We start from the raw sequence: 24,306 nt of genomic DNA on the forward strand, positions 1-24,306 counted from the left end.
GCTGTTCGGTTTGTTACTATCAGTACTATAGATGGCCTTATATTCTTGAGTCACCGGGCCGGACTAGTCCATTTGCTGGCCTTGATACGGAATCGCCACGGCAGCGCTGCATCAAAGCCCGCATAGTCTATCCCGACGCGGGGGCTGGCCACAACCTGATCATCAGCAATAACTTCGTGATGATCTTCCAGCCAAATAGTATCACCGGAAAGGTCGGTGCCGTAGTGCTGGGTGCTAATACCTAAGGCTTGGGTAAGCAAGCCAGGGCCACCGGTTAGGTTACGTTGATATTTGAGGGTGCCCCGACGGAGTAGCATCTCAGGTATGCCTTCCAATGGCTCTAATCCCCGAATCAGCACGGCATCGGCTTTACCAACTTCGTTGGTGATAATGTTAAACAAGGCATAGCGGCCATACACGAGGTATACATACGCTACACCACCTGCCTCATACATGATTTTCGTGCGAGCTGTGTAACGCCCCAAATGCGAGTGGCAAGCTTGGTCGTTGATGTGAGCGTATGCCTCGGTTTCTACAATGCGCCCACCCGTTAATACCCCGTCGATGTTGGTGTAGAGGTGCTTGCCAAGCAGGTCGCGGGCTATGAGCACCGGGTCGGAGCGACGGTAGAAATCTAGTGGGATCTTCGTGGGCGGGGGGATGGGGTTTGTTTGAGAATTGGGGGTAGGATTCGTAATCATCTGGGCAAACGTTAAAAGGAATTGAACGTGCTACCGGTCAGCAAAACGGGGCTAACAGAACTGCATACGAGCGAGCCTGAAAACCAGCGACTACAAACCAGAAACTCCTCTCTATCTTTGCAGACGTAAAGGTGGCCAGACCCTAATTGCGGGGCGCGGCTGAAAAGGGAATCCGGTTACATTCCGGAGCTGTCCCCGCAACTGTACGCTTCACGAGTTTGGCGCGCCTCTGCTGCCACTGTTTCGCAGAAAGCTTCTTACCTGAGTTGATCAGACGAGGCCGGAGAAATGGGAAGGCGGCGCGCCGGAAGTTAGCCAGGAGACCTGCCTTTGCGTTTTCCATGTTCAGCGCCTTCGGAGGAAGGGCGGAGAATGAATGCAGTAGCTGCTTGCAGGCAGTTGATTTAATCTGTTTTCGGCCTCGGCTTCGGTGTGGCTTTCCCGTCAAGAAAGCTATTCTGGAAGTTTTGAACTGAATTTTCCTATGAGGGGATTTGGTTCTGATGAATACTTTTCGTGAGCGGTTTTCTAGTTTACTGCCGCTATGGTGTAGTTGGGTAAGTATGCTAGGGGGATGTTGGCAGGGCCTACAGCAGTAGCGCAGCGCAGTTCTTCTCTTCCCCTAGACTCGGTGCAACAGCTACCCAACGTGCGAGTGCCCGGCATTCGGCTTAGCCGGTTCGCAGTAGGCAGCCGTATCCTCACGCTGGATTCAACGGCTCTAGCACCGTACCGTAGCGGCACCTTGACTGATGCCTTGTCGGCACGCACTCCGCTTTACCTCAGAAACTACGGCCCAGGGCAACTGAGCACCATCACGATGCGCGGCACCTCCGCGCAGCACACAGCTGTGCTTTGGAATGGCTTTAACATCATGCTGCCCACTCTGGGGCAAAATGACTTTGCGCTGCTTCCTGTAAGTGGCAATTCGCGGGTTGATGTGCAGCCGGGGCCAGCGGCGAGTTTGTATGGTTCAGGGGCTGTAGGGGGCACCATCTTGCTGTCGTCGCCGGTGCAGTGGGGCGCGGGGTTGCGGGGCGCGGTGCAGGTGGAAGGGGGTAGCTTTGGGCTGCGAGCCGGCAACCTAGAAAGCAGCTTCAGCAACGAGAAACTGGCACTGCGCACTAGTATATTCTACCGTCAAACGCAAAACAACTTCTTCTACAACTCGCCTGAAATTGGAGGAATTGTACGGCGCCGACAAGAAAACGCTAGTCTTTGGCAAGCCAGTATAGCGCAGGATTTAACGCTACGCGTAGGGCAACGCGGCGAGGTGACGGCTGCTCTGTGGCTCACGGATGCCGACCGCCACTTACAACCCGCTATTGGGGCCGCGAACAGCAATGCCCAGGAACGAGACCAAAGCCGCCGACTGACGGCTGGCTACCGCCTAGTTGGCACCCGGCACGAATGGGCAGTGCGCGGCGCTTGGTTTGAGGACATATTAGATTACCGCGACGACTCCAATGGCTTAAGTGCTTCAAGAGTACGAACCACCCAAGCCCAAGCCGAGCACACGTGGAACTTCACTTCTACTGCGTCGGTGCGAGTGGGGGTGGAAGCGCAGCATTTTGCCGCCCAAGTAGATGGCTACGGTCCGGCGCCCCTCACCGAGCAACGCTACGCTGGCTATGGCCTTGTGCGCTACGACCCGTGGCCGCGGCTTCAGCTTTCGCTGAACGTGCGCCAAGCGGTGCTTCCCGACCGCCGAGTACCCCTCACTCCTACTGCCGGCTTGAAGTGGCAGCTTTTCGAAACAGAAAGCCAGACTCTGCAATTTAAAGGCAATGTCTCACGCAGCTACCGTGCCCCTACCCTCAACGACCGATACTGGCGGCCCGGCGGCAACCCCGACTTATTACCTGAAGTTGGGCTTGGCTACGAAACCGGCCTCGTCCATACGCTTACAAATACACCGGCTCACTTTAGTTTACAAACCGAGCTAACAGCCTATCAGCAATTGGTAGACAACTGGGTGCAATGGACGCCATTGGCTACGGGTACATGGTCGCCGCGGAATCTTCGGCAGGTACGGGCACGGGGTCTTGAAGCCAGTAGCCAACTCACATGGAAGCCGGGCGCTTATCGGCTCGTGGCGCGGGTAGCCTACAACTTCACGCAATCGGAAAAAGTAAGCGGCACTGTGTACGATACCGATCCTACCAACCGGCAGCTTCCATATGTGCCCTTGCATACGGCGGCCTTCAGCACCGACCACCACTGGCGGCGGTGGGAAGCCAGTAGCACGCTCACATTCACCGGATTTCGCTACACCGATGCTTCCAGCCCAGATTTTCTACCCTCTTACTTCCTGCTGAACACGACACTGGGACGCACGCTGCTGCTTTACCCCGGATGGAAACTGACGGCTTTGGTGCAAGCCTACAACCTAACCAATAGTAACTACCAGAGCTACCAGAACCGGGCCATGCCGCCTCTGTATGCTACCGCCAGTTTGCGTCTTGCTTGGCGCTGACAACCAAGCCCAAGCTACTCTTTGAATTTCCTGTTTTACCGTTCCTTTTTTCATGAAACCATTCTTCGCGTTTTCAAGCGCGCCCATTCGGGTGCTACTAGGCACTACTGCTGCCTTGGGCCTATTTGCCTGCGACCCGGACTCCGACCCAGACCCAACCCAGCCCATTGCAGCTACCAAAACAGTATTTGTGGTAAATGAAGGCAACTTCATGAAGTCAAACGCTGAAATCAGCTCCTTCAGTAAGACGACGGCGTTAGTGTCTAAGAGCTTGTTTTCCGCAATTAACAACCGGCCTTTAGGTGACGTGGCGCAAAGCATGGCCGCGCAAGACAGTACAGGCTACATTGTGGTTAATAACAGCAACAAGCTGGAAGTGGTGAACCTGCGCACATTCCGGTCGTTGGCTACCATTAGCAACTTGAAACTACCCCGGTATTTTGCGGCTGCTTCCGCCAACAAAGGCTATGTAACAGAGACAGTATCGTATTCGGGAGTACCGGGCCAGGTATCGATAGTTGATTTGAAAACCAATACGGTTACAAAGTCTATTAGCGTGGGCAAACAGCCGGAAACGTTACTGGTGGTTGGCAACCGGCTGTATGTAGCAAACGGCGGCGAAAACACGGTGACAGTTATCAATACGACCACCGATGTAGTAGAAGGCACCATCACCGTAGGCGATTCACCGAACAGCTTGGTCTTGGACCGCAACAACAAGCTATGGGTATTGAACGGCGGCAAGGTAGTCTACGACGCTAGCTACAATGTCGATTATACTAAGACCACCAAAGGCAGCTTGTCGAGCATCACTCCAGGGCAGCTGACGGCCACAACCCGTGAGCTAGCAACGAATCTGTCCCAGCCCGGCCGCTTAACCACCAACGGTCCCAAAGACAAGCTCTATTACACGTTCCAAAGCGGCGTATACACTCTAGGGATTAATGATGCCAAGCTACCAACTACTCCCATTATTAAGCGCAGCTTGTATGGTTTAGGCATAGACCCGCAAGACAACACTATCTATGGCGGCGTGTCTAACTCATTTAGCGGGGCAGGTCAAGTAGTCCGCTATCAAAGTACCGGCGCCCGTATTGATTCCTTCAATGTCAGTGTAGGCCCGAATAGCTTCTTGTTCTACTAAGGGCACCAGCTTCTGAACAGCTACTGATGTGACAGGGTAGCTCACAAAAAATGGCCGGCTTCGTAGGAAGCCGGCCATTGCTGTTTAATGAGGGTTGATTTAATCGGCGAGGCCGTCGTTGTTACGGTCTTTGCGGTCGGCGGCGTCTTCGTATACTTTGCGGTTGCTTGGGGTATTAGAAGTGTCGCGCTGCAGGCCGGCGGTGGCAGAGTCGCTGGCGGAGCTAGACGCCTGCATGTCGTTGGAATCGTTGTCTTTGTAAGAATCGCGCTCCACATTGGTGTCTCCGGTATCGTTGCCCGTGTTGCAGGCAGTAAGGGAGGCAGTAGCCAATAAGGCGGCCGCAATCAGTAGGCGAGGGGTCGAGGAGTACTTCATGGCGAAGAGAGTAGCGGGGTGGCAGAAAGATATTCTGTATTGCCTATGATACGGTAAAGTGGAGGCATCGTTACTGGCATGGGTAGCTGAGCTGATACGACCTGTAACAGAAACGGTATATTTGCCGCCCTGCTGTTGTCTTATGAGCCGTTCTGCCTCCCCTTCTTTCAACTATCGACCCCTACTGCGGCGGGCTGGTATTCTGGCTGCCGTGAGCCTAGTATTGGCCGTGGCGCTGGTGTCGTTCCTGTTCGGTGTCGAAGATGAATTCTTCAGCCGAATGACTGGCGCTTTTTTCGTATTTTTCTGGCTGTTGTCGATAACATTTTTGGGGGTAGTGCCCTTTGTAAGTTGGGCTGCTAACCGCTGGTTGGGCAACAATTTCAGTAAAACTAGTGTCCCGCTTGCTCGTAAGTCGCGAACTGCATCTTCTTCGGCAACTGTTCGTAAGCCTGTGCGTACAGTATCTGGTCATAATAAATAATCCATAACCCGTGAAAACAACACTGCTCCATATTAAGAACATGGTTTGCCCACGCTGCGTGGAAGCCGTCCGCAACCTACTCGAACAAGCTGGCTACCACCCGACGGAGGTAACCCTAGGCCACGCCCAGCTCGACAAGGATACTCCTGCCGACCCTGCTGCTGTGGCGCCTATCTTACGTGAAGCGGGTTTTGACGTGCTCATGGGCCGGGCCGAACAAATGACCGAACAAATCAAAGGGGCTTTGGCGGAATACTTGGAGCACTTGCGCACGGCGCGTATGCCCCTTACTACCTCGGCTTTCTTGACTGACCGTTTTGCGGCTACCTACTCTCACTTGAGCAAGGTGTTCTCACGGACGGCTAACCTGACCATCGAGAAATATCTGATTCGGTTGAAAATCGAGCAGGTAAAAGAAATGTTGAGCTACGGCGAAATGACGCTCAGCGAAATTGCCGACCAAATGCGCTACAGCAGCGGCCAGCACCTAAGCAACCAATTCCGCCAGGTTACGGGCCGTTCCGTAAGCGAATTCCGCCGCGACTTGATGCCCAAGCGTATGTCGCTCGACCAACTGGCGTAAGTTTTAATAGATATATTAGCAGACAGCCCGGTTTCCATTAAGGAAACCGGGCTGCTCTTTTTTATAAGGTTTTGCGCGCTCCCATTTCATTCTCCCCTACATAGGGAACGGACTGATGCGCACCAACGTTTTGCCGAGCCGTATCTTTGCGGTCCGCTTTGTTGTTGTGTTCCTGTGTCTTCTCTTCGCATCCTGCTCGTTACGCCGCCGCTCACGCAGCTAAACACGCCTTACCCGGCCACTGCTTACCTAAAAGGCTTCTTGGGCGGGCGCGGCTACTCCAACGTAACGCAGGCCGATTTGGGGTTGGAACTCGTGCTAAAGCTGTTCTCCGAAAACGGTCTGCGACGGGTATTCACTGAAATTGAAGCCGGCAATTTCGAACTGAGCGACAACGCCCGCCGGATGCTACGGCTTCAGCGCAGTTACCTCAGCACCATCGGGCCGGTTGTTCGTTTCCTCCAGAACAAGGATAATACTCTCGCACCCCGCATTTGCCACAGCCGGTTCCTGCCCGAGGCCAGCCGCTTCGATAATGTGGCTGATCTGGAAGCTGCCTTCGGCACGATGGGTCTCACCGATCAGGCCCGGCACTTGGCTACGCTGTACTTGGAAGACCTCGGCGACCTAATCAAGGAAACTGTAGGCCCACAATTCGGCTTCTCGCGCTACGCCGAAAAGTTGGCTATGTCGGCTACCACTTTCGATGCGATGCACGAGGCGCTGCAAAGCCAACCTAACCTGCTCGACCAAATGCTCTTGGAGTTGCTGGATGAGATAATAGGGCGCGTGCAGCCCGATGTAGTTGGCTTTACGGTTCCTTTTCCCGGCAACCTCTACGGGGCGCTCCGGTTGGCCGGCCGCATTAAGGAAATCAGTCCGGCCACCAAAACGCTGATGGGCGGCGGTTATCCGAACACCGAGCTGCGCCAGATCCAAGAGCCTCGCTTCTTCGACTACGTCGATTACTTAACCCTCGACGATGGCGAAGGTCCGTGGCTGCGGCTCTTGGAACACATCGAACAGGAGAAGCAACGCCTCATTTTAGCTGATGCTGGTTTCACCGAAACCTCGCACGCACTGGCGCAAGCGTATTCTGCTGGTAATAGTGCGCAGGATACCTCTACTTTATCTTTCACTTCTCAGCATGAGAGTACTGTAGTAAAGTTTCAACGTACTTTTTTGCGTAATGCAGCGGGCGAGGTAGAATACAGGAACTATCCTCACCCCGATATTCCGCACCCCGAAGTAGGAACGCCCGATTACTCGGATCTGCCATTGAGCGAGTATCTATCGGTGATTGAGGTACTCAACCCCATGCACCGCCTTTGGAGCGACGGGCGCTGGAACAAGCTCACGGTAGCCCACGGCTGCTACTGGAAACGTTGCTCGTTCTGCGACGTGACCCTAGACTATATTTCGCGCTACGAGACGGCGCCTGCTACTTTACTCGTTGACCGTATCGAGCAGATCATAGCGCAGACCGGGCAAACGGGTTTTCACTTCGTGGATGAGGCCGCCCCTCCCCTCGCGCTGCGCGACCTAGCTATTGAGTTGCTTAAGCGGCGGGTTAGCATCACGTGGTGGGGCAATATTCGCTTCGAGAAAACCTTTACTCCCGATTTGTGCCGACTGCTTGCCGCCTCGGGCTGCATTGCCGTATCGGGTGGGCTGGAAGTAGCGTCGGATAGGCTACTAGCGTTAATGGAAAAGGGCGTCACGATTGCGCAGGTGGCCCGCGTAACGGATGGCTTCACGCAGGCAGGTATTATGGTGCATGCCTACCTGATGTATGGCTTTCCCACCCAAACTGCCCAAGAAACCGTGGATAGCCTGGAAGTAGTACGACAGCTATTTGCGGCGGGCATCGTGCAGAGTGGTTACTGGCACCGCTTCTCGATGACGGCCCACTCGCCGGTAGGCAAAAATCCCGCGAAGTACCAAGTAGTGCCCATCGGCCCCGAGCCTGGCCCCTTTGCCTGGAACGACCTGTGGCACGACGACCCCACCGGCACCGACCACGAACAGTTCGGGCCCGGTTTGGCCAAGGCGCTTTACAATTACTTGCATGGCGTGGCACTGCAAGAGCCTTTAAGCTTTTGGTTCGACTTTCGGGTTCCGAAGACCACGGTTCCGCGTCAACTTATTCAGCAGGCCCTCCAAGACCCCGGCAAACCAGATTTCGCCAAGCAGAATCAGCGCTTGTTCTGGCTTGGCAACACCCCCGAGCTGCGGCAAGAATCTGGCAAGAAAGGCCCGCGTGCGGTGCTTACCTTCTACGAGCAAGCCGAAGACTTCGAGGTTACCGTACCGGCGGTTCTTGGCCCGTGGCTGCAAGAATTGCTTACCACTCTAACGCAGGACTATGACGCCAAGCTTCTGTTGAAAGACGCGGCTCGCACGTTCCCTACAGGGCACTCGTTCCAACAGTTCCTCGATTCGCCGGCGTGGCTGTTGTTGCGAGAGAAGGGGCTTCTAATTCTCTGAGTCTACATGGAGGGCTGCATATCTCTCAAATGACTTAGCATTCAAGGGACGGTAGTAGAAGGTGGCCTGAGAAGATGATGGGTTTACTTACGCCACTCATGCACGGCTTTTACATAGCCTGAGGCAGGCCGCGGCCAACTCCATTTTCCGTCTTCTGTTAAGCCGCCGGGTATTCGGAAATTGGCATTAGCTTTCGGGAAGGTTTGAATCAAGGTGTTGCGTCGGAAGCCCAAGGCGTTGCGCAAGCGGCGGGTGCTTTCCTTTACATTTAAAGAGGTATCGGCAGCTGCGTACAGCCCTAATACAGGCACGCGCTGGCGCGTAAGTCCCTGCAATGGTTTGGCTTGCTCGACGGAAGTAACCGGCACATTTTCTAGCACCACAAAAGCGGCTCGTGGCGTCACTAGGGTGGCAGCAGGCAGCACAGTGGTTGCTACTACCCCGTTGGCCCACAGTCCAATTTGGGTGGTATCAGTGGTTGGCGCACGTCGTAAAGCCACAAGTACTGCGGCGGCCGTACGAAGCGTTGCAGAATCAGGAAGCTCAGCAGATGGGCGCACCGTTACGACCGTAGTTACAAAGCCTTGCCGAGTCAGTTGGTTTGCTCGGGCAGTAGCGGCCGCGTGGTGCGTGGAATCTGTGAAAAGCGCTATAGCCGTATGCTGTGTGGCCGTGTCGTTGGGCACTAGCACGGTAAGCGGCTTAGCACCTACGGCAGTTGATGGCTGCAACTGCTTTTCCTGATATGAGCGTGTCTCGGGTTGCCCACGCCGCACCCAAACAAAGTCGGCCCTAACGCTATCGAGCGTAAACACGCCCCGCAGAAAATCGCCTTCACGAATGGCCGTAATCTGAATACCGCTCGGCTGCATAGGTTCTTCGAAACGAAGCTGCGGCTCGCTGTAGCTGAGGTTGGCGGCCGCAAAGTCGAGGCTTTCTAGTTCCGGGAAATGCAGATCCGCTTCCAGCTGCCCGGGCTTACTCTCGCGCAAATCAAGCACGGCCAGCAATTCGGTGCCCTGGTAGCTGATCGGCCCTTCGTAATGGCCCGTAGGTAATGATACCATGGCCTTCTGACCGGAATCAAGCGAGCAGCCCGACAGCAGCAAAACCACGAAAGTCCACCATATGGGCTGGCAGCACCAAGGCGAAACAAAAACAGAACGGGTATTTCTCACGCAAGCAGCAGGATGATACAACACCCAAAGGTAAAGCCGGAAGTGAAACTTGACCCTGCACCCTACGCCTAGCCTGGCTGGCCAGTAGGCTACAAGCCTTTGCGCATAATTAGGTCGGTCTGTTTGTCGGTGCCAAGCATGAATTCGTGCTGCCCAATGACCTTAAACCCAAAGCGCCGATAAAACTCAATAGCACGGCTGTTCTTTTCCCATACGCCGAGTACTACCGAGCGGCAAGCTTTCTGCCGAGCCTCCTCAATAACACGACGCATCATAGAAGCCCCCAAACCTGTGCCAATCCAATCTTCTCGCACATATAGCCGCTCAACTTCGACGCGTTGGTCGGGCTCTTTACCGGGTTCCAGTCCAAGTAGAGAGTTAAAGCGCAGCTTGGTATATCCTACTAACTCTTGCTGCATTCGGGCCAACAAGAACAAGGTATTAGCATCTTCAAGCTCCGCCAATTGCTTCTCAGCACTGAAGTTGGCAGTTAAATAAGCCGCCATATCCTCCGGGCGGTTATCGGGGGCAAAGGTTTCGTGAAAGGTTTGATGGCCTAATGCGGCGAGTTGAGCTGCCGTGGCCGCATTACGACGAGCAACAGTGATGAGGAGCGGAGACGACATAGTAAGGCAAATCTACGCAAGGCACGGCTACGCTTGCACTAGCAACAGTGAACGATTGTCTTGCTACACTCTGCTGCGCCTTGCCATACTCCACCCAAAACGGAGCAACAGCACTCCGCCAATCAACAGCAGCAAACTGAACACTAACTCTCGGTTGTATAAGGCGGCAATGCCGACTTGCTGATACATGTAGTAGGTTATGCCAATGCGCAGGGCTAATGCTACGAGCAGCATAAAACCTGCTAACATATTCAAACGACCCACGAGACGGCGTGTAACGGGAGGAAGCGGAGCCATAGAAACGAAATTGATGAGCAAAGCAGCCGGTCCTTATACGCCGACAAGTTTAAACTAGTAAACGAGCTCTTGAATTCCCCAATTCAGAAAGAACTATCAGCTAGAAACTAAGAAGCGTTGCATATTGATTTCCACAACGTATTTTTGTTTCACCAAGCCCCGCGAGAGTAGCTCAGTTGGTAGAGCATCAGCTTCCCAAGCTGAGGGTCGCGAGTTCGAGCCTCGTTTCTCGCTCATTCATTATCAGCCACTTAGATGCAAATCTGGGTGGCTGATTTGTTTTGGTTTAAACGATGGTTTAAACAACCTGTAATGAATTTCTGCACTTGCCGTTCGATTCGAAAAAGGAATGCGATAGATTACCTGATTCTGCTCTTTTTAGAGGTAGATGAGTTTTCACAACGTTCCACCCAAAAAGAAGAGATACACTAGGTGCCTGATAGAGCTTGGTCCTGAGGCTAATGAGGTGTTCGTATACCAGACAACCTAGTTTGGTATATTGTCCATTCTACTTAGCTCATTACAATATATCGGCTGTCATATACTGACATCGAGTCATTTTAATCAAATGTCTGCGTTAGAACAAAAATACAAATCGTGAATATTACAATCTTCTATTCCTGGCAGTCAACCACTTCCACGAAGTACAATCGGAATTTCATCCAGAATTGCATTGAAAAAGCCATTAAGCGACTGGAAAAGCTTGCTGACTTTCGTGGAGTCTATTTTTCAATACAAGATGGTGTACGCGGCGTACCAGGTACGCCTCCTGTAGCTGCCACTATAATGGACGAGCGGATACCAAAATGTGACATATTCATTGCAGATATATCTGTAGTGAATGCACTGCCAAAAGTTGGTTGGCTGGGTAGCATTGCTCGGAAGCTAACCAAAGTGAGCACTAAGCCCTTGCAAAACGTCAATGTATTCTTCGAGTATGGTGCTGCGCAGCAAGCGTTGGGATATGAAAAAATAATATGCATTTTAAATACTGCATATGGCTCTCCAAATGATAATCCTGACAATATTCCTTTTGATGTCAGACATTCGAAATTTCCTATTGAATACAAATATTCTGAGCAAGACGCAGGCGAAAGAGAGGTAGCCCAGAAAAAACTGGTTGACGACTTGTTTTCTGCACTGAAGGCCACAGCCACCTTTGCGTTGCAGAGCATGAAAAGTAAGTACTCTCCGTTACTTACTTGGCCGGATTGGGAACAGCGAATAAACCCAGCCGACGCATTCTATCGAAACGAGCGAATTACGGCGGTAGAATCAACTATCAAGCAAGCAGTAAACGAGTCTTCTAACAGTATCCGGCTATTGGGTTTATCCGGGTTGGGTAAGACTCGGATACTGTTAGAACTTTTCCGCCCACAATCAGATGCGGCCTCTACTTTGCTGAGCAGCCGAGTTTTGTATTTGAATTGTAACAACCATCCGGATTTTGATTATGAATCATTATTCCAGAAGCTAGTGCGTGATGGTGCCGACCAAATAGTTGTACTGGATAATTGTCCGGCAGAAATCCATCGGAGCCTGACTCCAGTCGTTCATAACTCGCGCAACAAGCTTTTTCTACTAACTACTAGTTCTAATCCAGAGGAAAATCACCAACAGATAAGGGATGTTGACTATTTGCTCGTCGCGAAAAACGAGTTAGCTGAAGTAGTAGATGAGCTATTGGAGAAAGAACTAACTGCATTAGGGCCAGATAGAATAGCTATAATAAAGCAATTTGCGCAGGGGATTCCTCTCATGGCAGTGTTACTAGTAGAGAGCTTGAAAAAGGGCGAAACACTTGTAGGCAAGCTTGACGATAAGAGCTTACTTGACAACTTGCTGGGAGAAAAAGGCAAGGATAAGCGGTGGCGAATTATCCTAAGGTCGTACGCTCTCTTTAGCTATGTGGGAGTGGAGGAGGAACTATACTCCCAGGTGAAGTTCATTGCGCTAGATGCGGCAATCACAGCTCTCGACGGTAGGCCTGAAGTGATTTTGCAGGAGTTTCACGAAGTCCAGAAGTATTATCAACAGAGAGAAATTTTTGAGCGCAAAGGCCGCACTGTCGGTATGCGCCCCTTTCCGTTGGCCATGTATTTAGCGCAGGAGTGGCTAGATGCATGCCCGCCGCCGCGCATGGGGCAAGTACTAAGTGCAATTGATGGGTTGACTGAACCGGACCGTCGCAGCCTCATGGATGGTTGGGCTGACCAGATGAAGTACTTGGGAGTTGACGAGCGGGCGGTAACAATCGTAGAAAAACTCGTCGCCCTAGGCGGCCCTTTTGACAACGCGGAAGTGCTCAATTCAGAATTGGGTTCACGTCTCTTTCGCTCGCTTGCTGAAGTGAACCCAGTAGCTGTTTCAGCTTACCTAGTGCGCCAACTCGCAGGCATGACGCAAGCACAGTTGCTGGCTATCGAGAAAGGCCGCCGCAACTTAGTTTGGGTGCTGGAAAAGCTGTGTTTTGACGAGCGCACGTTTGCGGAAAGTTCCCGCCTTCTATATGCGCTGGCAGCAGCGGAAAACGAAACTTGGGCCAATAACGCTACCGGCCAGCTACTGCAATTATTTAAAATATTACTGGCTGGTACAGAGGCCAACCTAAACGAGCGGTGGCGTCTGCTTGAATGGGGAATGGCACAACAGCAGGAATTCTATCATGAGTTGGCTTTGAAAGCCATGCGTGTGGGCTTGAGTTTTGGACATTTTACTCGCACGAACGGCGCAGAGGTACAGGGTACCAAAACCTTGCAGGATCATCGGCCAACCAGAGCGGAGATAGCTGACTATTGGAGACACATTATTGATCGGTTGGCTGTATTTGTGGAAAGTGCCTCCCCTTACGCGCATATGGCAGCAGACATTTTGCTGAATAGCATGAGAGGACTTGCTCGGGCGGGGCAGCTACTACTATTAGTGCCAACGTTAAGACAACTAGTTGCTCACGAGTATCTTGAAAGGTTTGCCACCGAGAAAGCAGTAAGGTTCACACTTAGGTTTGAAAAGAATAATCTTACTCCTGAGGAACGAACTAATCTAGATGAGTTGCTAGCGGAATTGACTACCACTAAGGGCGACTTCTTGACCCGGTATACCGACCTGCAAAATTCTGCTATACTACTAGACGAAAGGTATTCTGGCGAAAAACACAGGCAATTGATGGAGGAAATGACTGAAGAGTTTATTGGGGAAGCGCTGGAATGGGAAACTCTTCTGCCCTTGCTCTACCAACAGCGGCAGCCGTACTCGTATTACTTTGGCAAGCGTCTCTATCAGCTAATAGAGAGTAATACCTCGGAGGTTGAGAGGTTTATAGAATTGTCCGCTAAACTGCTAAGTGAGGCAAACCCAGCTACCCGGGATCTGTCATTATTGGCTGGATTTGTTGAGGCAACTCCTGACCAAGTGAAAACCGGGTTTTATGAGCGCCTACTAAGGGATACCAACTTACAGTGTCAGCTTTTTTACTACGTGGCTTCCGACCCAGAGGGATATCATCACCTAGGGCTATTGCACCAACTCATAGCTGAAGGCAACTGCCAGGTACAGGAATTTTCTACGCTGAAGTATGGTGGGCTGCTAGAAAAGCTGACAGATGAACAACTGTTAGAATTTGGCGAACAACTGTTGGCTTATGGGGAAGCAAGTTGCCACGTCGTACTTGATTTATATTTCACCCTCGCCTTTAATGATGTTCGCCTGCGTGAGTTGCTGCTCCCCATGCTGGAGCAGTGCGTGCGCAGCTTGGGAGTGGCGAATGTATTGAACGATAAGCAGGACAGATACCGAGGTTCACAAACGATTCTTTGGCTGTTAGACGGGGCGCGGCAAGAATTTGCGGTGCTTGTCAATAAGTCAATCATTGCATCCATTACTTGGGACAACTACTACCATCTGGACAACGATGTACAACAGGTTTACGAACTGCTGCTAAAAAATCATTTTACAGCTGTATGGCCTGAACTATCCGCGGCCCTGCTGGCCCAAGATGAGCAATACTTCACCTTTTATGGCTTGAAACACATTCTGGGTTCCGGCATCGGCAGTGTCAGCCGAACCATCGGGTATTATTTATCGGCGATATTGAGGCAATATTCGCTTGGTGTCGTGCCTATCAGTCACTGGCACCCGCCCGGCTTGCAGAACTCACACCCATTTTTGCCGAACAGGAGAAGACTGCTCCTTCGTATGGCCATCTGCATCAATCCGAGCCGACTACAGATACCGAGCCTCAAGTACCGTCACTACCGTCTTGGCACCCTGTTGCCAGGCGACTGCTGGATGATTTCGGGCACCTGCCGGAAGTATTGAGTAACCTGGAGGCAAATATGGGGTCATTTTCATGGACAGGCTCCTTGGTGCCACTGCTGGAGGGAAAGCGTCAATTGTTCGCTGCTGTGCGCCAGCACCCGCTCGCCACTGTAGCTGCTTGGGCAAGCCACAACCTAAACCAGTTGGACGACCAAATTAGACGGGAGAAGAACAGGGATGATGAACTCTATATGTAACTCGGGGAGCCTGGCCGTGCGAACTGTCGCCTATTCATTCCAAGTAAATTTGCAGTTGCTTAGCACCTAGCAAGCTTGACTACGAATAGCTGAAGCAACTACCAGAATAGAGTTGGAGGTGAAGCAGTGTAAACTGACCTCATAGCATTCTACCTTTACCTTACCCGGCTTTCGCCGGATGACAATGATTAAAATTCAGGCCCTCCGTAATGGCTAAAGAGAAAAAAGCACCCAAGAAACCGGTTAAGGAAAAAGCAATCGAAGTGTCCCTGTGGGAATCGGCTAACAAGCTCCGCGGCAGCGTGGAGCCGGCCGAGTATAAGCACGTCGTGCTCGGGCTGGTGTTCCTCAAGTTTGCCTCCGACAAGTTTGCCGAGCGCCGGCAGGAGTTAGTGGCCGAGGGAAAGGACAAGTACCTGGAAATGGCCGACTTCTACAACATGAAAAACGTGTTTTTCCTGGAAGAGAAGTCGCGCTGGAGCTACATTCAGGACCGGGCCAAGCAGCCCGATTTGGCGCTCATCATCGACACGGCGCTGCATACCATCGAGAAGGACAACAAGGCGCTGAAGGGCGCGCTGCCCGACAACTACTTCTCGCGCCTCGGGCTGGACCCCACCAAACTGGCGGCGCTGGTGGATGAAATTAGCAACATCGACACGCTCAAGGACAAGAAGCAGGACGTGGTGGGCAAGGTGTACCAGTACTTCCTAAGCAAGTTTGCGCTGGCCGAGGGCAAGGGTAAGGGCGAGTTCTACACCCCGGCCAGCATCGTAAACCTGATTGCCGAGATGATTGAGCCCTACGAGGGCATCATCTACGACCCAGCGTGCGGCTCGGGCGGCATGTTCGTGCAAAGCATCAAATTCATCGAGAGCCACCACGGCAGCAAGAAGAAGGTGTCCATCTACGGGCAGGAGTACACCAATACCACCTACAAGCTGGCCAAGATGAACCTAGCTATTCGGGGCATCTCGGCCAACCTAGGCGAGAAGGCCGCCGATACATTCGGTCAGGACCAGCACCCTGACCTCAAGGCCGACTACATCATGGCCAACCCGCCCTTCAACCAGAAGGACTGGCGCGGCGAAAACGAGCTGACCGATGACGCCCGCTGGCTCGGCTACGATGTGCCGCCACGCTCCAACGCCAACTACGGCTGGATACTGAACATTGCCGCCAAGCTCTCCGACAACGGCGTGGCCGGCTTCGTACTTGCCAACGGGGCTCTTAGCGGCGGCGGTGAGGAACAAAAAATCCGCCGCAAGCTAATTGAGAATGATCTAGTGGAAGCCATTGTAATTCTGCCGGGGGCATGTTCTATACCACCGACATCAGCGTGTCCATTTGGATTCTGAATAAGAATAAAAAGCAACAAACTAAGCAGATTGGCGACGAGCTACGTCACTACCGCAGCCGGGAGCAGGAAGTCCTGTTCATGGACCTACGGCAAGTAGGTGAGCCTTTTGAAAAGAAGTTCATCCAGTTCAGCGAGGAGCATGTGGCTGCTGTTTCCGGTACATATCACAACTGGCAACAGTCAGATAATGGCTACGAGAATATACCTGAATACTGCTACTCCGCTACCAAAGCTGAGATTGAAGCCAAGGAATACTCGCTGGTTCCGAGCAAATACATTGAGTTCGTTAACAGAGATGAGAACATTGACTTTGACGAGAAAATGACTGGTTTGCAGGCTGAGATGGCTAGCCTACTGCGGCAGGAAGAGAACTCCAAGCGCGATTTATTAACCGTATTTGAAGAACTCGGCTATGAAATCAAATTTTAAGCGGCTGGGCGATTACATCGAGCCAGTCGATGAGTTCAACACGGGTTGGAAGATTGAGCTGTTGCTTGGAATCAGTAACAACAAGCATTTTCAGAAGTCCCAGACCAATACCATTGGGGTTGATTTGTCGAAGTACCGGGTTGTGCGAACAAACCAATTCGCATTCAATCGAGCCACTACCCGCAACGGTGAAAAGATTTCCATCTCCCTGCGGAATGGCCCCGATTGCATCGTTTCGCCTTCCTACCGCATTTTTCGCAGTAAGGACGAAAACGAACTCAATTCGGAATACCTGATGATGTGGTTCCGTCGACCGGAGTTTGACCGCTACGCGAGATTCAGAAGCCACGGAAGTGCTCACGAGTTCTTCGACATTGATGAGATGTACGAAGTGCGCCTACCTATTCCCACGATTGAGGAACAGCGCAGAATCGTGGCCGAATACCACACTATTCAAAACCGCATTACCCTCAACAACCAGCTCATTCAAACCCTCGAAACTACGGCCCAGGCCATTTACAAGCAGTGGTTTGTGGAGTTTGAGTTTCCCAATGAAGCCGGCCAGCCCTACAAAAGTAGCGGTGGCGAAATGGTGGAGAGTGAGTTGGGGGAAATTCCGAAAGGATGGAGGCTTGGAAGTATTGGGGCTGTTTTAGAAACAAAAGGATATATCCGAGGGCCTTTCGGTTCTGCGTTAAAAGTTGAAGATATGAGGCCTTCAGGCATTCCTGTTTATGAACAACAGCATGCTATTGATGGGCATAGAAACTTCAGATACTATGTAGACTCAGATAAGTTTTCTCAGCTTAAAAGATTTGCTGTCAAGCCTAACGACTTAGTCATTAGCTGTTCTGGAACTCTTGGCAGAATAACACGAATCAATGAAGCTGATAAGGTCGGCATTATCAACCAGGCCCTATTGATATTACGTGTTGACCCTTCTAAATGCTCTTTGTCCATCTTCGAGCTTTTTCTCAGGTCTAAAAAGGGCAACGACTTACTGATTGCAGAATCAGGAGGAAGCGCACAAGTCAATATTGCTAAAAGAGAAGATATTGTAAAAAAGCCTTTTCTAATTGCGGCAGCTCGAGAGCAGAAAATGCTTGCTACTGTTTTAGACAAAACTTCGACACATTCTGATAGCCTGAAGAGGGAAATAATTGCTTTGCAAAAGGCTAAAAACCTCCTTCTCTCCAAGCTCGCCACCATCGAAACCGCTCTAGCCGCGCCCAAACCCGCCGCTACTAAACCGGCGCAGCTTACCCTTTCTTTTTCCTGATATGAAGTTTACCGAGGCCAAGCTGGAGGAGGTTTTTTGTGAGCTGCTGACCGGGCAGGGCTACCCCACCAACTGGGCAATACCCTGGCTCGCGCCCCCGAAGAGGTGCTGCTAGAAGCCGACCTGCGGGCCTTTTTGCTGGCCCACTACGCGGCCGAGGGCCTCACTCTGGCTGAAGCCAACTCTGTGGTGCGGCAGTTGCGTGCCCTGCCGGCTTCCGACCTCTACGAGAGCAACAAGGTCGTGATGCTGCTGCTGGCCGATGGCTTCATCCTCAAGCGCGACGACCCTGGCCAGAAAGACATCTGGGTGCAACTGCTCGACTATGCCGGCCTCACCCGCCAGCAGCAGCCCACCGCCGACCAACTGCCCCACTTGGCCGCCGAGGCTACCCCGGCCTACGCCGCCGCTGCTGACCACAACATTTACCGCTTCGTGACGCAGCTGGAAATCGTGGGCAGCGAGAAGCGCATCCCTGACGGCATCTTATATATCAACGGCTTGCCGCTAGTAGTGTTCGAGTTCAAAACGGCCATCCAGCCAGACTGCACCATTCACGACGCCTACGTACAGCTCACCGTGCGCTACGAGCGCGACATCCCGGAGCTGTTTAAGTACAACGCATTTTGCGTCATCAGCGACGGCGTGAACAACAAGGCTGGCTCCTTCTTTGCGCCCTACGAGTTTTACTACGCTTGGCGGCGCGTGGCCGGTCTAGCCGAGGACGTGGACGGCATCAAAACCCTCTACACCCTCGTCGAGGGCATGTTCGACCGCACCCGCCTGCGCGACATCATCCGCAACTTCATTTACCTGCCCGACAGCTCGAAGAAAGACGAGAAAGTAGTGTGCCGCTACCCCCAATACTACGCGGCCCACAAGCTGTACGACCAGATTTGGGCGGCCCGCAAGCCCACCGGCGACGGCAAAGGTGGCACCTACTTCGGGGCCACCGGCTGCGGCAAAAGCTACACTATGCTCTTCCTCACGCGGCTGCTCATGCGCAGCGAGGACTTTGCTAGCCCCACCGTGGTGCTCATCACCGACCGCACCGACCTCGACGACCAGCTGGCCGGTCAGTTCACCAACGCCAAGAAATACATCGGCGACCAGAACGTGGTGAGCGTGGAAAGCCGCGAGCACCTGCGCGAGCTGCTGGCCGGCCGCCAGAGCGGTGGTGTGTTCCTCACCACCATCCACAAATTCACCGAGGGCACCGAGCTGCTGAGCCGCCGCGCCAACATCGTGTGCATCTCCGACGAAGCCCACCGCAGCCAGGTAAATCTGGAGCAGAAGGTGCGCGTGACGGCCACCGGCGTCACCAAAACCTACGGCTTTGCCAAATACCTGCACGATTCGCTGCCCCAGGCCACCTACGTCGGCTTCACCGGCACCCCGATAGATGCCACGCTGGACGTGTTCGGCCCGGTGGTAGACGAGTACACCATGACCGAATCGGTGAAGGATGAAATCACCGTTCGCATCGTGTATGAAGGCCGCGCCGCCAAAGTAGTGCTGCACAACGGCGAGCTGGAAAAGATAGAGCGCTACTACGCGCAGGCCGCCGAGGACGGGGCCAATGCCTACCAAATCGAACAAAGCAAGGAAGAAACCGCCCAAATGCGGGCCATCCTCGGCGACCCCAAACGCCTGCGCGTGCTGGCTGCCGACTTCGTGCAGCACTACGAAAAGCGTGTAAGCGAAGGCGCCACCGTGAAGGGCAAAGCCATGTTCGTGTGCAGCTCCCGCGAAATCGCCTACGCCCTCTATCAGAACATCATCGAGCTGCGCCCAGCTTGGGCCGACGTGCTGGCTGCCGAAGAAGGAGCCGAGCTGACCGAAAAGGAGAAGAAGGAACTGAAGCCAATGGCGCGGGTGAAGATGATAATGACCCGTGGCAAGGATGACCCAAAGGACATGTACGACCTGCTGGGCACCAAAGAGTACCGCAAGGAGCTGGACCGGCAGTTCAAAAACGCGAAGTCCAACTTCAAGATTGCCATCATCGTGGACATGTGGCTCACCGGCTTCGACGTGCCCTTTCTCGATACTCTCTACATAGACAAGCCCATTCAGCAGCACAGCCTGATTCAGGCCATTTCGCGGGTAAACCGCACCTACGAAGGCAAGAACAAGGGCTTAGTAGTCGATTACATTGGCTTCAAAAGCCAGATGGGTCTGGCGCTGGCTAAGTACAGCAAGGGCGACGAGCGAAATTTCGAAGAAATTGACCAGTCGCTGGGAGTAGTGCGGGATCATTTGGACCTGCTGGCCCGCTTATTCCACACCTTCGATAGCAGCAAGTATTTCACCGGCAGCGCTCTGCAACAGCTGCACACGCTGAACATGGCCGCCGAATTCGTGCAGTTGACCAAGGAGCAGGAAACCCGCTTCATGGGTTTGGTGAAGCGCCTGAAAGCCGCCTACGACATTTGCGCCGGCAGCGAGAAACTCACCCAGCCCCAGCGCGACCAGACGCATTTCTACTTGGCTGTCCGCTCCATAGTGTTCAAGCTCACCAAGGGCGACGCCCCCGACACAGCCCAGATGAGCGCCCAAGTGCGCAAGATGATTCAGGATGCCCTAGCTAGCGACGGCGTGGAGGAAATCATCAAGCTCGGCACCGACGGCGACACCGAGCAGGACATCTTCGATGAAGCTTACCTCGAAAAAATCGGTAAAATCAAGCTACCCAACACCAAGATAAAACTACTTCAGCAGCTCCTAGCCCGCGTTATCGGCCAGATGCGCAAGGTGAACCAGGTGAAGGGCATCGACTTCACCAAGAAGATGCAGGCACTAGTAGACCGCTACAACGAGCGCGACGAAAACGACATCCTGCGCAGCGAAGTCTACGAGGAAATAGCCGAGCAGCTCACCAACCTGATTTGGGAGGTTCAAAACGAGTTTTCAGCCGGCGACATCCTGGGTATTGACTTCGAGGAAAAAGCCTTCTACGACATCCTGCTAGCCCTGTGCGCGAAGTACGATTTCCGCTACCCGAAGAACAGCTCATAGCCCTGGCTAAAGCTATTAAGGCGCTGGTCGACGAGCAAGCCCGCTTCCCCGATTGGAACAAACGAGAAGATATTAAGTCGGCTCTAAAAGTGGGCCTAATTCTGTTGCTCGATGAGTTCGGCTACCCGCCTGTGGAGCGCGACGAGGTGTATGGAGAGATTTTCGGACAGGCCGAAAATTTCAAGAAAAACAGAGCTGTATTTTAAACTAAGAAGTTTTGAAAGTTTGGCTCTACTGCATCTCAAGCACTTAGAAAGATAAAATCTGTTGTACAGGCAGTTTTTACACAGGTACTTTGAAGCTGTTCTCGATTAGAGCTAGATAGCTGAAAGGTTCCCTCCTATTGATTTCAGATTTTCTGTGTGAGTCTACTACGTTCCAGACAGCGTTAATAATAGATGGAGCGGTCCAGTACATTAATTCCTTGGGGGTCTGAGCTACAGATATTCCTGTGGCTGATAAAGAGCATATAGTGCCAAAGAAAATTTTACCGAATTTTGATTCTTTTAATTTACTGCAAATAAATTCCTTACTATCATTTATTTCATCGATATCAAGCTTATACTTTCTCTCGAAATCCAAAGGATTTTCTAAAGCAGATAAACCAACTGTCAATTGCTCTACCTTATTTCGGAAACGCCTTAATTCTTGGCTATTTTTCTCTTTGAATTTTACCAGTTTGCTGACACTGATTTCTGATGGTAGCGGCATAATGTCATTTAAGAGTCTGCTTCTAATTGAAGAATACACTTTTCGTTTTTCATCTTCTTCTGGCCTAGAGAAAGTTCTGTGATTACCGATAACTGAAACTTGGTCAGTGACTGGAGTACGGTTGTCAACAATAGAAATTGCTGAAGCTAAATAAACCATAAGCATTCGTGCGGTTTCCTCTTCTACACACCACCAAGGCCATTCATCCCGTCTTGCTAGTTCAAGTTCATTCAGGGCATTCATTATGCCTACATCAAACTTTTCAACATGAATTCTGAAATGCTTTCCTTGTTGAAAAAGCTTCCTTTTCTTATTTATCAAGAATTTTGAATCTAAAACTATATCTAGAAAGCATTTTTTAAAATCAGGTAAATCACGAGTGAATTCTATAGGAATAATTTGTTTTACTAAACTAGCTTTTACTAAATCGTGCATGAAAGCATCTAGTCTCTCAGGATTATGAATATACTCTTCTGGCACAATAGCACCAACGCTATCCCAGTAGAGCAATGCTCTAGTCGTCCATATACTATTAGGAATATTAATATAAGGGTAGTACAAGATGTCGTTTGTGTTCATGGGTAAGATATAATCTGATAAGTATCTACGAGGCCGCAAACTACATCACTCCTACATTACCTCACCGTGCGATATGCTTGGCGTGGGTGATTAGTAGCGTAGCGCCGCTCTAGCTTCCCTGCTTTTATTAAGGTGGGAATAACCTCATTTATTAGGTATTTGCCGTTTTTGTTCGTGGCTTCCGCTAGTTGCGCTAAAGAGCACCAACCTGATCTTGCGGCTTCTAGCAGTATCTGTTCTAGTTTTACAGAAGCTGACTCGGAAACGGGTGTTTCTTCAATAGTCTCCAGGCTTTTCTCGGAACTCTCCAGGTTTTTCTCGAAAATACCCAGGCTATCCCCGGAGTCTCCAGGTTCTTGCTTGAGGTCTCCAGGTTTTGGTCAAAGCTCTCCAGGTTCTTGCTTGAAGTCCCCAGGTTTTGGTTTAAGCTCTCCAAAATCTCCATTGAGATGGTCTCATGCCGAGCATTACTATCAGTCTCATTCAGTGAGTAAGTCGTGCCAGATCCACGGCCTGTAGAAACTAAAAAGCTTTTCTGACACAGAGTTTTGAGCAAGCCAGATAAGTCAGTTGCATGCATGTTCACACGATAGCGCAAACTCCGGTGGGTAACTTTTTCTTCCATAGCTACTATAGAGAGAACTGTCAACGCGTCTCCGAATATAGTTTCAACTTGCTCACCAAAAGCTTCATGCAACCTCTCCTGTGCTTGAACTGATAAGATACTCTCCATCTCAAGTTCCAGGGTCACACGATCGGGCTCATCTCGTAAATCTAGATAGGGGCGCATCCAATGAGCACTTTCCCATCCGCGCACAATTTTGTCGGCCCCGCTTCCGGCCTGCTCCGCACCCCAATGTAACCAAACATCTTTTGCAGAGCCTTATTGCGACAAATGCTAGTACCTCCTTCGTAGTATTGGCGCATGGATACTAGTAACGTACCAGGATTAGTAAATTGAAATCCGTGTGGCCTCCGAATGCTTACTAAACTTCCAGGTGCGCTGTAGTCAGCATGAACTAAGGAGTTGATAAATGCTTCTCGCAAGGCAATGTGAGCAGGAGTTTCGTCTTGTCGCTGCCCATTTTTTAGTTGGAATGGCCGAGGCAGCCCGCAGAAATTCGTGGCCATACTACTCGGAAGAATTGGAACAAATTAGCTTCCCACGTTCCGTCCGGATAAATTCGGTCAGTCCACCTTACATCGGAGTCTTGGGTAAGGACCTCTCGATAGTCTGGAAAGAATTGAGGTGCACATTCAGGATCGTGAATAGCATCCGTTTTGCCAAACATGAGCACTCCAGCCAGCGTCAATCCCTCTTGCTTACTTTGGCGGTCATAGCGATAAGCTCCTAGTTTACGTAAGAACTCTAGGTCGTCCTCAGCCAACCAAGGATGCCCGGTCGAATAGTGCTCATCAACTGCCGAAATTGCTGGATACTGCGCAAGTCCAAGTCATCTGGATAGGAGAAACCCCGCAGGATGCGACTGTCGGCAGGCATATTGGCGTCACTATCAGCCATCATACGGCGCACTGCATCGCGAGTGCAACGATAGTCGCCACCATCGCGGCGCTTATAAGTGCCGGTGTTGGGGTCAAGCCCCACAAAAACCGGCATTTGCTCACGGTTGGCCCGTGGTATATCAAAAGCTAGGAAGTACTGGTCAACCTGATCCGGCACTGGGATTGCTTGGACGTGCGCATCTTTAAGTAAGTCGGCACTAATCTTATTTCTGTTGTTTTGTGTGTCGAAGAAATCTTGCCGGAAACGTTGTACCTGGGTCAGTGCTAAACCATCAGCTACAAACCGATTGTTTGCTTCTTCCTTAACGCCCAGCACGATTAGGCCACCTTCTGTATTAGCAAATGCAGAATAAGTTTCCCAGAAAGAACCAGGAAACCCGCCTTTAGCAGACTTATACTCTATTTCGCTGCCTTCAAACTGCGGGAACGCAGCAATAACGGCATCTTCTAATGGGTCGGAGAACAGGCTGTATTGATGAGTAGGCATAAGATTTTAATAACCCGTACTGACTCAAAGATACCTTACATTCCAAAGTAG

At 51.7% G+C, this 24,306-nt stretch carries 18 protein-coding genes, 1 tRNA gene, 1 pseudogene and 1 riboswitch; of the genes and pseudogenes, 11 read left to right on the forward strand and 9 right to left on the reverse strand.

All coding sequences use genetic code 11. The annotated features are described in order from the left end of the window. Positions 1-50 precede the first annotated feature (50 nt). The gene (locus tag MUN86_RS19555; protein WP_245119682.1) at positions 51-701 is read right to left on the reverse strand and encodes a DNA-3-methyladenine glycosylase; all 651 of its coding nucleotides are present in this window, start codon (positions 699-701) and stop codon (positions 51-53) included. Positions 702-813: 112 nt separating this feature from the next. Continuing rightward, positions 814-1,047: riboswitch (cobalamin riboswitch) on the forward strand. Positions 1,048-1,332: 285 nt separating this feature from the next. Between MUN86_RS19555 and MUN86_RS19560 the strand changes: the two genes are divergently transcribed. Beyond that, a complete protein-coding gene (locus MUN86_RS19560; protein ID WP_245119683.1) occupies positions 1,333-3,177 on the forward strand; it encodes a TonB-dependent receptor in 1,845 nt (614 codons plus the stop codon). Positions 3,178-3,229: 52 nt separating this feature from the next. Beyond that, positions 3,230-4,321, forward strand: a complete 1,092-nt coding sequence (locus MUN86_RS19565) for a YncE family protein (protein WP_245119684.1) — start codon at positions 3,230-3,232, stop codon at positions 4,319-4,321. Between the two features lie 99 nt (positions 4,322-4,420). Here MUN86_RS19565 and MUN86_RS19570 read toward each other — a convergent pair whose 3' ends face one another. Beyond that, positions 4,421-4,699: a hypothetical protein gene (locus tag MUN86_RS19570; RefSeq protein WP_245119685.1), complete on the reverse strand. Its 279-nt coding sequence runs from the start codon at positions 4,697-4,699 to the stop codon at positions 4,421-4,423. 142 nt (positions 4,700-4,841) lie between these two features. On the opposite strand from MUN86_RS19570, the gene MUN86_RS19575 reads away from it, so the two are divergent. The 3 genes from MUN86_RS19575 (at position 4,842) to MUN86_RS19585 (ending at position 8,253) form a co-directional block, all read left to right on the forward strand. After that, the gene (locus MUN86_RS19575) at positions 4,842-5,183 is read left to right on the forward strand and encodes a hypothetical protein (protein WP_245119686.1); all 342 of its coding nucleotides are present in this window, start codon (positions 4,842-4,844) and stop codon (positions 5,181-5,183) included. Between the two features lie 10 nt (positions 5,184-5,193). After that, complete coding sequence (locus tag MUN86_RS19580; RefSeq protein ID WP_245119687.1) at positions 5,194-5,766, forward strand: AraC family transcriptional regulator; 573 nt, start codon at positions 5,194-5,196, stop codon at positions 5,764-5,766. Positions 5,767-5,940: 174 nt separating this feature from the next. Further along, positions 5,941-8,253, forward strand: coding sequence for a B12-binding domain-containing radical SAM protein (locus MUN86_RS19585; protein WP_245119688.1), 2,313 nt, complete (start codon positions 5,941-5,943; stop codon positions 8,251-8,253). A gap of 83 nt (positions 8,254-8,336) precedes the next feature. Here the strand turns inward: MUN86_RS19585 and MUN86_RS19590 are convergent, their stop codons facing one another. The 3 genes from MUN86_RS19590 to MUN86_RS19600 form a co-directional block, all read right to left on the reverse strand. Beyond that, entirely contained in the window at positions 8,337-9,431 is a 1,095-nt protein-coding gene (locus MUN86_RS19590) for a hypothetical protein (protein WP_245119689.1), read from the reverse strand. Positions 9,432-9,520: 89 nt separating this feature from the next. Then, positions 9,521-10,057 carry a GNAT family N-acetyltransferase gene (locus MUN86_RS19595; RefSeq protein ID WP_245119690.1) on the reverse strand — a complete coding sequence of 179 codons (537 nt, stop codon included), beginning with the start codon at positions 10,055-10,057 and terminating at the stop codon, positions 9,521-9,523. A 63-nt stretch (positions 10,058-10,120) separates the two neighbouring features. Next, positions 10,121-10,354 carry a hypothetical protein gene (locus MUN86_RS19600; RefSeq protein WP_245119691.1) on the reverse strand — a complete coding sequence of 78 codons (234 nt, stop codon included), beginning with the start codon at positions 10,352-10,354 and terminating at the stop codon, positions 10,121-10,123. Between the two features lie 161 nt (positions 10,355-10,515). On the opposite strand from MUN86_RS19600, the gene MUN86_RS19605 reads away from it, so the two are divergent. From MUN86_RS19605 to MUN86_RS31280, 6 genes and pseudogenes are all read left to right on the forward strand, one after another. Next, positions 10,516-10,588 (forward strand) — tRNA-Gly (locus MUN86_RS19605). 363 nt (positions 10,589-10,951) lie between these two features. Then, the gene (locus tag MUN86_RS19610) at positions 10,952-14,671 is read left to right on the forward strand and encodes a hypothetical protein (protein WP_245119692.1); all 3,720 of its coding nucleotides are present in this window, start codon (positions 10,952-10,954) and stop codon (positions 14,669-14,671) included. A 406-nt stretch (positions 14,672-15,077) separates the two neighbouring features. Continuing rightward, a pseudogene (locus MUN86_RS19615) lies at positions 15,078-16,657 on the forward strand (type I restriction-modification system subunit M). Continuing rightward, a complete protein-coding gene (locus MUN86_RS19620) occupies positions 16,641-17,936 on the forward strand; it encodes a restriction endonuclease subunit S (RefSeq protein WP_245119693.1) in 1,296 nt (431 codons plus the stop codon). Before MUN86_RS19615 ends, MUN86_RS19620 begins: the two are co-directional and overlap by 17 nt. 105 nt (positions 17,937-18,041) lie before the next feature. After that, a complete protein-coding gene (locus MUN86_RS19625) occupies positions 18,042-20,954 on the forward strand; it encodes a type I restriction endonuclease subunit R (protein WP_280640540.1) in 2,913 nt (970 codons plus the stop codon). Further along, on the forward strand, positions 20,912-21,160 hold the full coding sequence (locus MUN86_RS31280; RefSeq protein ID WP_280640541.1) for a type I restriction enzyme endonuclease domain-containing protein: 249 nt from the start codon (positions 20,912-20,914) through the stop codon (positions 21,158-21,160). The genes MUN86_RS19625 and MUN86_RS31280 overlap by 43 nt, the downstream gene beginning before the upstream one ends. Positions 21,161-21,236: 76 nt before the next feature. Here MUN86_RS31280 and MUN86_RS19630 read toward each other — a convergent pair whose 3' ends face one another. The 4 genes from MUN86_RS19630 to MUN86_RS19640 all read right to left on the reverse strand — a co-directional run bounded on the left by MUN86_RS19630 (position 21,237) and on the right by MUN86_RS19640 (position 24,255). Beyond that, a complete protein-coding gene (locus tag MUN86_RS19630) occupies positions 21,237-22,244 on the reverse strand; it encodes a hypothetical protein (protein ID WP_245119694.1) in 1,008 nt (335 codons plus the stop codon). A gap of 244 nt (positions 22,245-22,488) precedes the next feature. After that, positions 22,489-22,995, reverse strand: coding sequence for a hypothetical protein (locus MUN86_RS19635; protein ID WP_245119695.1), 507 nt, complete (start codon positions 22,993-22,995; stop codon positions 22,489-22,491). Between the two features lie 337 nt (positions 22,996-23,332). Continuing rightward, positions 23,333-23,632 carry a DUF8451 domain-containing protein gene (locus MUN86_RS32790; protein ID WP_502592233.1) on the reverse strand — a complete coding sequence of 100 codons (300 nt, stop codon included), beginning with the start codon at positions 23,630-23,632 and terminating at the stop codon, positions 23,333-23,335. Next, positions 23,614-24,255 (reverse strand): AlbA family DNA-binding domain-containing protein, encoded by a 642-nt coding sequence (locus tag MUN86_RS19640; protein ID WP_245119696.1) that lies wholly within the window; start codon positions 24,253-24,255, stop codon positions 23,614-23,616. The genes MUN86_RS32790 and MUN86_RS19640 overlap by 19 nt, the downstream gene beginning before the upstream one ends. Positions 24,256-24,306 lie beyond the last annotated feature (51 nt).

Origin of the sequence: Hymenobacter volaticus (assembly GCF_022921055.1) — a bacterium.
In the GTDB taxonomy this organism is placed as follows: Bacteria; Bacteroidota; Bacteroidia; order Cytophagales; family Hymenobacteraceae; genus Hymenobacter; species Hymenobacter volaticus.